Annotated in this window: 11 protein-coding genes and 1 riboswitch; of the genes, 10 read left to right on the top strand and 1 reads right to left on the bottom strand. The window is 28.2% G+C overall.

What is annotated here, in order from left to right:
* Positions 1-87: 87 nt before the first annotated feature.
* Positions 88-984: a DUF368 domain-containing protein gene (locus K5V21_RS12445; RefSeq protein WP_221861519.1), complete on the top strand. Its 897-nt coding sequence runs from the start codon at positions 88-90 to the stop codon at positions 982-984.
* Positions 985-1,310: 326 nt separating this feature from the next.
* Here K5V21_RS12445 and K5V21_RS12440 read toward each other — a convergent pair whose 3' ends face one another.
* Positions 1,311-2,213, bottom strand: coding sequence for a GGDEF domain-containing protein (locus tag K5V21_RS12440; RefSeq protein ID WP_221861518.1), 903 nt, complete (start codon positions 2,211-2,213; stop codon positions 1,311-1,313).
* Positions 2,214-2,430: 217 nt separating this feature from the next.
* On the opposite strand from K5V21_RS12440, the gene K5V21_RS12435 reads away from it, so the two are divergent.
* From K5V21_RS12435 to K5V21_RS12395, 9 genes are all read left to right on the top strand, one after another.
* Positions 2,431-2,943 carry a hypothetical protein gene (locus K5V21_RS12435; RefSeq protein WP_221861517.1) on the top strand — a complete coding sequence of 171 codons (513 nt, stop codon included), beginning with the start codon at positions 2,431-2,433 and terminating at the stop codon, positions 2,941-2,943.
* A gap of 254 nt (positions 2,944-3,197) precedes the next feature.
* Positions 3,198-3,446 (top strand): TM1266 family iron-only hydrogenase system putative regulator, encoded by a 249-nt coding sequence (locus K5V21_RS12430; RefSeq protein ID WP_221861516.1) that lies wholly within the window; start codon positions 3,198-3,200, stop codon positions 3,444-3,446.
* A 17-nt stretch (positions 3,447-3,463) separates the two neighbouring features.
* Positions 3,464-4,522: a [FeFe] hydrogenase H-cluster radical SAM maturase HydE gene (hydE, locus tag K5V21_RS12425; protein ID WP_221861515.1), complete on the top strand. Its 1,059-nt coding sequence runs from the start codon at positions 3,464-3,466 to the stop codon at positions 4,520-4,522.
* A 27-nt stretch (positions 4,523-4,549) separates the two neighbouring features.
* The gene (gene hydG / locus K5V21_RS12420) at positions 4,550-5,929 is read left to right on the top strand and encodes a [FeFe] hydrogenase H-cluster radical SAM maturase HydG (RefSeq protein ID WP_221861514.1); all 1,380 of its coding nucleotides are present in this window, start codon (positions 4,550-4,552) and stop codon (positions 5,927-5,929) included.
* Between the two features lie 27 nt (positions 5,930-5,956).
* Positions 5,957-7,336: a [FeFe] hydrogenase H-cluster radical SAM maturase HydG gene (gene hydG / locus K5V21_RS12415; RefSeq protein ID WP_221861513.1), complete on the top strand. Its 1,380-nt coding sequence runs from the start codon at positions 5,957-5,959 to the stop codon at positions 7,334-7,336.
* 15 nt (positions 7,337-7,351) lie between these two features.
* Entirely contained in the window at positions 7,352-8,539 is a 1,188-nt protein-coding gene (gene hydF / locus K5V21_RS12410; protein ID WP_221861512.1) for a [FeFe] hydrogenase H-cluster maturation GTPase HydF, read from the top strand.
* A 54-nt stretch (positions 8,540-8,593) separates the two neighbouring features.
* A riboswitch (TPP riboswitch) is annotated at positions 8,594-8,703 on the top strand.
* A gap of 145 nt (positions 8,704-8,848) precedes the next feature.
* Positions 8,849-9,514: a thiaminase II gene (gene tenA, locus K5V21_RS12405; protein ID WP_221861511.1), complete on the top strand. Its 666-nt coding sequence runs from the start codon at positions 8,849-8,851 to the stop codon at positions 9,512-9,514.
* A gap of 2 nt (positions 9,515-9,516) precedes the next feature.
* A complete protein-coding gene (thiT, locus tag K5V21_RS12400; protein WP_221861510.1) occupies positions 9,517-10,119 on the top strand; it encodes an energy-coupled thiamine transporter ThiT in 603 nt (200 codons plus the stop codon).
* Positions 10,120-10,233: 114 nt separating this feature from the next.
* Entirely contained in the window at positions 10,234-11,664 is a 1,431-nt protein-coding gene (locus K5V21_RS12395; RefSeq protein ID WP_221861509.1) for a DEAD/DEAH box helicase, read from the top strand.
* Positions 11,665-11,673: the final 9 nt, after the last annotated feature.

The raw sequence follows: 11,673 nt of genomic DNA, 5'->3' as shown, positions 1-11,673 counted from the left end.
TAAAAGGAAAAAATGTAAAATATATTCTAGTGCTAACATAAATATACTATTATTTAGCATAATAACTTAAATAAGAGGAGAGATTGAATGTACATTATTAATTTCATAAGAGGTTTTTGTATGGCATTAGCTGATAGTGTTCCTGGAGTATCTGGAGGAACAATTGCATTTATCCTTGGATTTTATGATAAGTTTATAAATTCTTTGAATAATGTAGTAGTCGGAAAGAAAGAAGAAAGAATAGATGCAATAAAATTTTTAATTAAACTTGGAATAGGATGGATATTTGGGTTTGTACTATCTGTATTATTTATAACATCAATATTCGAACAACATATTTATGAAATAAGTTCACTTTTCATAGGATTTATTATAGTAGCTATTCCTATAATATTTAAAGAAGAGAGAAAGAGTATTATAGGTAAGTATAAGAACATATTATTTTTAATACTTGGAATAATCATTGTTGTAGGAATTTCATATCTTAATCCAGCATCAGCCGGTGGAGAAGGCGTTATTGTATCAACTGACCATTTAACTATAGGTCTTGTAGTTTATATATTTATTTCTGCAATGATTGCAATATCTGCAATGGTTCTTCCTGGAATATCAGGATCAACTATACTTTTAATATTTGGTCTTTATGCACCAATACTTGGAGCTATAAAGCAAGTAATTAAATTTAATTTTGACTATTTACCAATAGTTATAATTTTTGGACTTGGAGTATTAACTGGTATAGCAGTTACTATAAAGGGAGTAAAATATGCTCTAGCAAATTATAGATCACAAACAATATATTGTATATTAGGATTAATGATAGGTTCACTATATGCAGTAGTTATGGGTCCAACTTCCCTTGAAGTGCCAAAAGCACCTATGGATATGAGTACATTTAGTATAGTGTATTTTATAATAGGTGGGGCAATAATTATTGGGCTTGAAAGACTTAAAGTTCAGTTAGAAAAGAAAAAGATAAAATAATATTTTATTAATAGAAGATTTTAGAGATTTATTAAATTCTAGAAGTTGCAGTGTAACAGTACTATGAATAGATTAGAGTTAATGAATCTCTTTTTTTATATTTTGAGGAAAAATTATATTTTAACAAAAGTAATTATAATGATAGTTTATGAATGACTAGTAGATTTATAAAGTAATAGAACTAAGAATAGTTGATTTTAATAGTGTTATCATATGAAACGTATAAAACTAATAATAATTCAAACATAATTTCTATGTAAGGGTATATTACTAAAGGAATAAATTTAGGATAAAAGAAAGATAGAGTTGATTTTATATAATCAGCTCTAATTCTCTTTTTCAGGATTTGATGTAAATATTGTGTTGTTACGTCCATTATTTTTAGCTAAATATAAATTTTCATCAGCTAATTGAATAAAATCTTCAATATCTATATTTAAATCATTAATAGTATATCCACCTAGACTACAAGTTAATCTTATAGAAATGTCTTTATAGCTAAATAGATTAGATTCTATTTTTTCTCTTATTCTTTCTGCAATAAGGTTTGCAGTATCTAAAGGAGTGTTTTCTAAAATTATCATAAACTCCTCTCCACCAAACCTTCCAAAATAATCATCTTTTTTTCTAAGACATGATGAAACAACAGAAGAAAATTCTTTTAAAACTTTATCACCTATTAAGTGACCATAAGTATCATTTATATTTTTAAAATGGTCTATATCAAGCATTATTATTGAAAGTGGAAGTGTAGAAGTATCTGAAGATAAAGATTTTGAAAGTCTTTCATAAATAACTCTTTTATTATAAATATTAGTTAATTCATCTTTGTTTAATGTTTCAGATAAATAGCTAAGAAGATTTTCTATTGTTATACAATCTGATTTATCTTTAAGAAAACTATTTTTTGATACGTCTTTTATTAATTCTACAACATATGTAGTCTCATTATTTATGATTGGAGTTGCAGTAACTAAAAATATTTTATTTTCTTTTAGTTCAATCTTAACAAAAGTTTTATTTTCATTGTAAGCCTTTAAAGATATGCAATGTTTACATTTGATATTTTTATTCCAAAATGCGTGACAAGGAAGGTCTTCGTATTCCTTAACATTTGTTTTAGAATCCATGTGTAAAACTTTATCATTAATTGGGTCAACTAATCTAATAGTGTCATAGAAATCTTTAAATATACATAGTCTGTTTTTTATATCATTAAGTAAATCCATATGTAACCTCGTATAAATTATTTTAATATATGTATTTATTATATAGTAGTAATAAAACCAATAACAATAAAATATTTCAAAATATGAATAATATAGTAAAAATTCGACAATGTTAATTGTTAATTAACAAATAGAAAGTATATTTTATTATATCATAGACAATGTTTTCCTACGCTACTATAATATTAATATACTTATATGAGAAAAGGAGAAATACATGGTTATTGAAATAAAGGATAAAAAAATAGAAGAGTCAGCTAAGCAATTAGAAAAAGCAATAGAAATAGTTGGTGGAATAGATTATTTAAAAGAATTTAAAAATGAATCAGAATTAATTGAAGGAATAATAAAGAGTGTGTTCTATAAAGGTTCAGCTACTATATATATAGAGGGAAGAGGATATACAGTAAAAGAACTTATTGAACTTAAAACTGAATTTGAAAAATACTTCTTGAAAAATAAGAGAAAAGTAATAGCAAGAATTGTATCAAAGATAAAAGAATATAATACTTTATTAGAAAGTAAAATAAGAAAATTTAAAAAGAGCAATTCAATTGAAGAGTTTAGAGATATAGTAAAAGAAATAGAAGAGAGATATGATTGGGAATTTGATAATTTCTTCTTAATGTACATAGATAATATTGATGAAAATAAAAATTATTATGGTAAATATTTAACAGAAAAGAAAAAACAAATAATAGATAGTGTTTTAATGAAGTTAGGTATATAAATTTTAGGAAATTTATACTATAATATATTAGTGTTCAAATATTAAGAGAGTGTTCTTTTTATATTTGTTCCTTTAAATTACTTTACAAATAATCTAACAGAAAAGAGTAATCTAACCTGGAAGAAAATTAATTTAATAATGTATATTAATAAAAAGGTATTTTTGCGTTAAAATATCTTTACTAGTGATACATATTGGACTGATTTTCTTTTTATTATAAGAAAATCAGTCCTTTTTTTTGGAGGTTTTTTAATATGAAAAAAATAGCGGTAATTAGTGCTATACTTGAAACTCCTAAGGAGCGTCAAGAAGAGTTTAACACTGTTATAGCAAACTTTAGAGGAAGTATTAGGGGTAGAATGGGAATACCATTTGAAGAAGGAATTTCAGTTATTTCTCTAACAGTGACAGGAGAATTAAATGAAATTAACAGTTTAACTGGAAAGCTTGGAAATATAAAAGGCGTGACAGTTAAAACGGCAATAGCTAAAAAAGAAATATAAAGTAGAAAGGGAAATGTATGAAAGTAATAGACATTATAAATAAGTTATATAAAGAACACAATGCCAGCAGAGAAGAACTTGTATATCTTTTAGATAATATAACAGATGAAGACAAAGAGTATTTAATAGAGAAAGCTAATGATATAAGAATGCAAAATTATGGTAATAAAGTCTATATGAGAGGTCTTATAGAGTTTACTAATTATTGCAAAAGAGACTGTATGTATTGTGGAATAAGAAAGAGCAACAAAAATGCTGATAGATACAGATTAACTTTCGATGAAATAATACAATGTGCTGATATTGGAGATAAGCTTGGATATAAAACGTATGTACTTCAAGGTGGGGAGGATGCATATTTTACTGATGAGAGAATGGTTGAAATTATTAAGGAGATAAAAAAGAGACATCCTAATAATGCAATAACACTTTCATTAGGTGAAAGAAGCTATGAGTCATACAAGAAGTTATATGAAGCAGGTGCTGATAGATATCTTTTGAGACATGAAACAGCATCAAAACATTTATATGATAAACTTCATCCAGGTGCATCTTTTGAAGAAAGAATGCAATGTCTTAGAAATTTAAAAGAAATAGGTTATCAAGCAGGTGCTGGATTTATGGTTGGTCTTCCAGGACAAACAAACGAAGATTTAGTTAATGATTTACTGTTTGTAAAAGAGTTTAGGCCTGAAATGTGTGGTATAGGACCATTTATACCACAAAAGGATACACCACTTGGAGAAGAAACTGGTGGAACTTTAGAAAAGACAGTTGTTATGTTAGCTATAATTAGATTATTACTTCCAGATGTATTACTTCCAGCCTCAACAGCCTTAGGAAGTGTTGATCCATTAGGACGTGAAAAAGGAATAAAAGCAGGCGGAAATGTTGTTATGCCAAATCTTTCACCAACAGAAGTTAGAGATAAATATGCTCTATATGATGGTAAAATATGTACAGGTGATGAAGCAGCAGAATGCAGAATGTGCATAGAAGGAAGAATGAGAAGATTTGGATATGAAGTGGAAGTAAATAGAGGAGATAATGTAAAGTGGCTTAAGGAGAACAACTAAGAGGGGCATCATTTAGGAGGAGTAAAAATGTTTATAAACCACGAATTAATCAACGGTATTTTAGAAGAAACAAAAAATCCAACTAGAGAAGAAGCAAGAGAAGTCATAGAGAAGGCAAAGAGAAGAGAAACTTTAGACTATAGGGATATAGCTATACTTTTAGCAACTAAAGATGAAGAAATTGAAAAAGAAATCTTTAAGCTTGCAGGAGAAATAAAAGAAAGTATATATGGTAAGAGAATAGTTATATTTGCCCCACTTTATGTAAGTGATTATTGTGTAAATAATTGTGTTTATTGCGGATATCAAAGATGTAACTCATTTGAAAGAAGAAAATTAACTCAGGAAGAAATAGCTGAAGAAGTTAAGCTGTTAGAAAAGATGGGTCATAAAAGACTAACATTAGAACTTGGAGAAGATCCAGTAAATGCTCCAATTGAATATGTTTTAGAGTGTTTAGATACAATGTATAAAACTCAAAATGCAAATGGAGAAATAAGAAGAATTAATGTAAATATAGCTGCAACATCAGTTGAAAACTTCAAAAAGCTTAAAGATAGAGAAATTGGAACATATGTATTATTCCAAGAAACTTATCATAAGCCAAGCTATGAAAAAATGCATCCAAAATCATTAAAGAGTGATTATGAGTACCACTTAACTGCTTTTGATAGAGCAATGGAAGCTGGAATTGAAGATGTTGGAGCTGGAGTTTTATTTGGACTTGCAGATCCAAGATTTGAAGTTTTAGGACTTATGATGCATAATGCCCATTTAGAAGAAAAGTTTGGAGTTGGATTCCATACTATTTCAGTTCCAAGAATAAGAAAAGCAAAGGGAGTTACAATGGAGGATTTACCAAATCTTCTAACTGATGAAATGTTTAAAAGAGTAGTTGCAGTAATTAGAATCGCAGTTCCATTTACAGGAATGATGATTACTGAAAGAGAACCTGCAGAAATAAGAAGAGAAGCTCTTAAATATGGAGTATCTCAAATATCAGCAGGATCAAGTACTGTTGTTGGTGGATATAAAAAGAGAGAAATGAATCAAGAACATGATGAACAATTTAAACTTTTTGATGAAGTTAAACCCTTAGAAGTTATAAGAGAATTATTAGAAGATGGATATATACCAAGCTATTGTACTGCATGTTATAGAAAGGGAAGAACAGGAGATAGATTTATGTCTCTTGCAAAGTCTGGAGAAATACAAAATGTGTGTGAACCTAATGCTATATCTACACTTGTAGAATTTGCTTTAGACTATGGAGATGAAGACTTTAAGGAAAAAGCGTTAAATACAGCAGAAAAAATAGCTAATGAAATAAAAAATGAAAAAACTAAAGAGATAACTTTAGAAAATATTAAAAGATTAAAAAATGGAGAGAGAGATCTTTTCTTATAAAGATGTGACCATATAGGAGGAGTAAATATGTTTATAGATCACGAATTAATTAATAGAATTTTAGAAGAAACAAAAAATCCAACTAAAGAAGAAGCAAGAGAAGTTATAGAAAAAGCAAAAAGAAAAGAAAATTTAGATTACAAGGATATAGCTATACTTTTATCAACAGACGATAATGATGTTGTTTTGGATATGTATAAATTAGCTGGAGAAATAAAGGAAAGCATATATGGTAAGAGAATAGTAATGTTTGCTCCTCTATATGTAAGTGATTATTGCGTAAATAATTGTGTTTACTGTGGATATCAAAGATGCAATAAATTTGCTAGAAGAAAGTTAACTCAAGAAGAAGTTGCACAAGAAGTTAGAATATTAGAAAAAATGGGACATAAGAGATTAGCATTGGAACTTGGAGAAGATCCAGTAAATGCTCCAATTGATTATGTATTAGAATGTTTAAAAACGATATATAATACACAAAATGAAAACGGAGAAATAAGAAGAGTAAATGTAAATATTGCTGCAACAACAGTAGAAAACTATAAAAAGTTAAATGAGGCTGGAATAGGTACATATATCTTATTCCAAGAAACTTATCATAAGCCAACATATGAAAGAATGCATCCAAAATCATTAAAAGGAGATTATGAATATCATTTAACTGCTTTTGATAGAGCAATGGAAGCTGGAATAGATGATGTTGGTGGTGGTGCTTTATTTGGACTTGCGGATCCTAAATTTGAAGTTTTAGGACTTATGATGCATAATGCTCATTTAGAAGAGAAGTTTGGAGTTGGATTCCATACAATTTCAGTGCCAAGACTTAGAAAGGCAAATGGAGTTACAATGGAAAACTTCCCACATCTTTTAACTGATGAAATGTTTAAAAGAATAGTTGCAGTACTTAGAATAGCAGTACCGTTTACGGGAATAATACTTTCAACAAGAGAAACAGCAGAAATGAGAAAGGAAGTATTAAGATACGGAGTATCTCAAGTTTCAGCAGGATCAAGCACAGGAGTTGGAGGATACAAGGAAAGAGAAGAAAAAGGCCATGATGATAAGCAATTTGAGACTTCAGATGAGAGAACACCACTTGAAGTTATTAAGGAATTGTTAGATGATGGTTATATACCAAGTTATTGTACAGCATGTTATAGAAAAGGGAGAACAGGTGACAGATTTATGGCTCTTGCAAAGTCAGGAGAAATACAAAATGTATGTGAGCCTAACGCTATAACAACTCTTGTAGAATATGCATTAGATTATGGTGATGAAGAATTTAAGGAAAAGGCCTTAAGGAATGCAAATAAAGTAGCTAATGAAATAAAGAATGAAAAAACAAAAAATATTGTTTTAAACAATATTAAAAAGTTAAAAGAAGGAAAGAGAGACCTTTTCCTATAATAGGAGATGATTTGTATGAATAATACACCAAACTCAAACAGAAAACATATTGCTATTTTTGGGAACACTAACAGTGGAAAGTCCTCATTAATGAATAAGATATTAGGACAAGAAATGTCTCTAGTATCTGACGTAGAGGGAACTACAACAGATCCAGTTCAAAAGGCTATGGAGCTTATACCTGTTGGACCAGTACTTTTAATAGATACAGCTGGACTTGAAGATAAATCAGAACTAGGGAAACTTAGAATTGAAAAAACAATGGAGGTGCTTAAAAAGACAGATGTTGCAATTTTTGTACTTGATGCATCAAGTCCTGATTTTGAAGCCTTTGATAGATGGAAGATAGAAGCCTTAAAATATAATATTCCATTTGTTGTTGTTGCAAATAAGTCAGAAGTTGCAAATAAAGAAATTGTTGAGACATTAAAAGATAAAAATTCTAATGTAATATGCACATCCACAGTAACAGATATAGGAATAGATGATCTTAAAGAGGAATTAATAAAAATATTAGAAAAAGAAGATGATGAAAAATCTTTAATTGGAGATTTAGTGCCTTATAATGGGAAAGTAGTTTTAGTAGTTCCTATAGATTCAGAAGCTCCAAAAGGAAGACTTATATTGCCACAAGTTCAAGTAATAAGAGATTGCTTAGATAATGGAATTAAGAGTTATGTAGTTCGTGATACAGAACTTAAAGAAGCTTTAGAAGATTTAAAAAATGTAGATTTAGTAGTAACAGACTCACAAGCTTTTAAAAAGGTTAGTCAAATATTACCAGAAAATATTAGACTTACAAGTTTTTCAATACTTTTTGCAAGACAAAAGGGAGATTTAAATGCTTTTATTGAAGGTGTAAATAAGGTTAGAAATTTAAGACCTAATGATACTATATTAATATCAGAAAGCTGTACACATAATGTTTCACATGAAGATATAGGAAGAGTTAAAATTCCAAAACTTTTAGAAAAGTATGTTGGAGGAAAACTTAATTTTGAATTTAGAGTAGGTCATGATTTCCCAGAGGATATAGAGAAGTATGATTTAATCATTCATTGTGGTGCTTGTATGATAAATAGAAAAACTGTTTTAAATAGAGTAAAATCTTGCAATGATAAGCAGATACCAATAACTAATTATGGTGTTATACTTGCATTTTTAACTGGTATATTAGATAGATCAACAGATAACTTAATTTAAACTTTTAAAATATAAGTTTAAATTTAAAAGGAAATAGTTTATAATAAAAGAGAATTAAATAGCTAGGGGTGCTTTAAAAAAAGCTGAGAGATAGTTAGATATTACTATTAACCCTTTAACCTGATATGGATAATGCCAACGGAGGGAAGCAAGAAAATAGTTACTTTTATATACTGTAATTTATGGCTTTCTGTGTGTTTCACATAGAAAGCCTTTTAATTTATTAAATTATAAAGAGTATTAATTTTCTAAAACTGCGGTAGCATTTTAGAAAGTTAATGCTCTTTTTTTATTAAAAGGAGTGAGAAAATGAAATTTACAGATTATTTATTTGAAGAAACAAAGGATATATTTAAGGGGTACTTAGAACATCCATTTGTAAAAGAGCTTGGTGAGGGTACTTTAGATAAAGAGAAGTTTAAAGACTACTTAATTCAAGACTATCTATATCTTAAAGAATATGCAAAGGTATTTTGTGTTGGAGTTGTAAAAGCTGAAACTATGGAAGAGATGAAATTTTTTTATGATTCTATAAGAGGAACTATGGAAGATGAAACAGCTGTACATATAAAATATCTAGAAGAGTTTGGAGTAAGTCCAAAGGACGCAGAAAATAGCGTAATAAATTTAAGTAATTCAAGTTATACAAGTTATATGCTAGGACAAGCCTTAACAGGTGATATATACGATATAATAGCAGCTGTACTTCCTTGTACTTGGAGCTACAATTATATAGGGCATGAACTTTATAAAAGGTATAATAACAAATTAGAAAATAATTTTTATAAGCCATGGATAGAAGTTTATGTTGATAATGGATATGATGAATTCACAAAAGAATGGTTAGATTATACAAACAGAATGTGCCAAGATTTAAGCGATGATAAAAAGAAAAAGTTAAAGGATATATTTATAAGGTCAAGCCTTTATGAAATGAAATTTTGGGATATGGCATATAAAGTGAAAAGAGATTAGATATGATAGTTAATATAATAATAGTTCTTTTCACTGTTTGTATATTTATATTATATGGAATTAGTTTAAAAAAGAATCCATTAAGTACAAAAAAATTAGTTGCAATAGGTATGTATGCTGCAATAGGATTTTTACTATATTTAATACATTTTATAAGCTATCCTCAAGGTGGAGGAATAACATTATTTTCAATGCTTCCAATAATGTTACTATCAATCTTTTATGGACCAACTACAGGAGTTACAGGTGGACTAGTATTTGGGCTTCTTAAGCTATTAAATGGAGTCTTTATAGTACATCCAGTACAGTTCTTATTAGATTACATACTTTCAAACATGGCGCTTGGGCTAGCTGGAGCTTTTGGAACTAATACTAGACTTAGAACAAATATAGGTGCATTTATAGCTGTATCATTAAGTGTTTTAGTATCAATAGTATCAGGTGTTGTATTTTTTGGTCAATATTCACCGAGTGGAATGAATATCTGGATATATTCATGTATATATAATATAAGTAGTGCAGGAGTTGAAGGTATACTTAGTATTATCTTTATGAACTTTCTTCCATTAATAAAATTAAAAAAATTAGCACTTAAACAAAGTTAGTGAAAAAAAGCTATTTAATTCAAATTAAAGTGGTCAGATGACCACTTTTTTTGTTTATGAATAAAATTTTATGTTATAGTAAATAAGTAAAATAAAAAGTTATGGAGAAAAGATATGAAAAACGAATTTGATAAGTTTAATTTAAGTAAAGAAATAATAAATTCATTAAGTGATTTAGGATATAAAAAGCCAACAGAGGTTCAAGACCTTGTAATAAAAGAGGCACTTTTAAATAAGGATTTAATAGTTAAGGCTCAAACAGGAAGTGGTAAAACAGCTGCTTTTGGTATACCATTATGCGAAAAAATAGATTGGGAAGAAAATACTCCACAAGCACTTATACTTGCACCAACTAGAGAGCTTGCTATGCAGATTAAAGATGATATTATAAATATTGGAAGATATAAAAGAATTAAAGCTATAGCATTAGTTGGAAAAGAATCTTTTAAAGAACAAGAAAAAGCTTTAAAGGGAAAGGTACATGTAGTTGTAGGGACTCCAGGTAGAATATTAGATCATCTAGATAATGGTAATTTAAATGGAAAGGCATTTAATTATTTAGTTATAGATGAAGCTGATGAAATGTTTAACATGGGATTTATAGGGCAAGTAGAAGGTGTATGTAGAAGGATAACTAGAAAGAGAGTTACTATGTTATTTTCAGCGACTATGCCAGAAAAGATTAATGAGTTAAGTAATAAGCACATGGATAGACCTATAGAAATAAAAATAAAAGCACAGAGTTTAATAACTGATAAAATAACTCATGAATTAGTAAAGGTAGAGGGAAAAGATAAATTAAATAAAGCTAATGAAATCTTATTAAAAGAAGGGCCAGAAACTGCAATAATGTTTTGTAGAACTAAAGATAATGTAGAGGCTGCCTTTAAGTATTTTAAGGATAAAGGATATTCAGTTGATAAAATTCATGGAGATATGCTTCAAAAAGATAGAACAAAGAAAATGAATGAATTTAAAGAAGGAAAGTTTAGAATACTCATAGCCACAGATATTGCAGCTAGAGGAATAGATGTAGATAATATAACTCATGTAATTAATATAGATATCCCAGTTGAAAAGGAAGCTTATGTTCATAGAATAGGTAGAACAGGAAGAGCTGGAACTTCAGGTAAGTCTATAACGTTTATAACACCTTATGAAAATAAATATCTAGATAGAATAGAAGAATATATAGGTTTTAAGATAAATAATTATAATGAAGTAGAAGATAGCTTTAATATAAAGGATAGAGAAAGTTTATTAAGAAGCAAACCTGTTATAAAAAAGAGTACTAAAAAAATAACAAAAAATATTACAAAGATATATTTAAACGGTGGTAAGAAGAAAAAAATTAGAGTTATAGATATTGTTGGTACTATAATGAGTATTGAAGGTATTGATAAAGAAGATATAGGAATAATTGATGTAAAAGATATGGGATCAACTGTTGAAATATTAAATAATAAAGGAAGAAAAGTGTTAGATGCTTTAAGAACAAAGACTATTAAAGGAAAGACACTTAGAGTTGAAATAGCTAAAAAATAATTAATAAAT

The sequence above is a fragment of the Clostridium sardiniense genome (genome assembly GCF_019753795.1).
In the GTDB taxonomy this organism is placed as follows: Bacteria; Bacillota; Clostridia; order Clostridiales; family Clostridiaceae; genus Clostridium; species Clostridium sardiniense.
Note: the sequence above shows the minus strand (reverse complement) of the source record. Positions and strands in the feature narration are given on the sequence as shown.

Excerpts from the sequence above, each read along its gene's own strand:
- K5V21_RS12445 (WP_221861519.1), top strand. The coding sequence starts at position 88 with ATGTACATTATTAATTTCATAAGAGGTTTTTGTATGGCATTAGCTGAT.
- K5V21_RS12440 (WP_221861518.1), bottom strand. The coding sequence starts at position 2,213 with ATGGATTTACTTAATGATATAAAAAACAGACTATGTATATTTAAAGAT.
- K5V21_RS12435 (WP_221861517.1), top strand. The coding sequence starts at position 2,431 with ATGGTTATTGAAATAAAGGATAAAAAAATAGAAGAGTCAGCTAAGCAA.
- K5V21_RS12430 (WP_221861516.1), top strand. The coding sequence starts at position 3,198 with ATGAAAAAAATAGCGGTAATTAGTGCTATACTTGAAACTCCTAAGGAG.
- hydE (WP_221861515.1), top strand. The coding sequence starts at position 3,464 with ATGAAAGTAATAGACATTATAAATAAGTTATATAAAGAACACAATGCC.
- hydG (WP_221861514.1), top strand. The coding sequence starts at position 4,550 with ATGTTTATAAACCACGAATTAATCAACGGTATTTTAGAAGAAACAAAA.
- hydG (WP_221861513.1), top strand. The coding sequence starts at position 5,957 with ATGTTTATAGATCACGAATTAATTAATAGAATTTTAGAAGAAACAAAA.
- hydF (WP_221861512.1), top strand. The coding sequence starts at position 7,352 with ATGAATAATACACCAAACTCAAACAGAAAACATATTGCTATTTTTGGG.
- tenA (WP_221861511.1), top strand. The coding sequence starts at position 8,849 with ATGAAATTTACAGATTATTTATTTGAAGAAACAAAGGATATATTTAAG.
- thiT (WP_221861510.1), top strand. The coding sequence starts at position 9,517 with ATGATAGTTAATATAATAATAGTTCTTTTCACTGTTTGTATATTTATA.
- K5V21_RS12395 (WP_221861509.1), top strand. The coding sequence starts at position 10,234 with ATGAAAAACGAATTTGATAAGTTTAATTTAAGTAAAGAAATAATAAAT.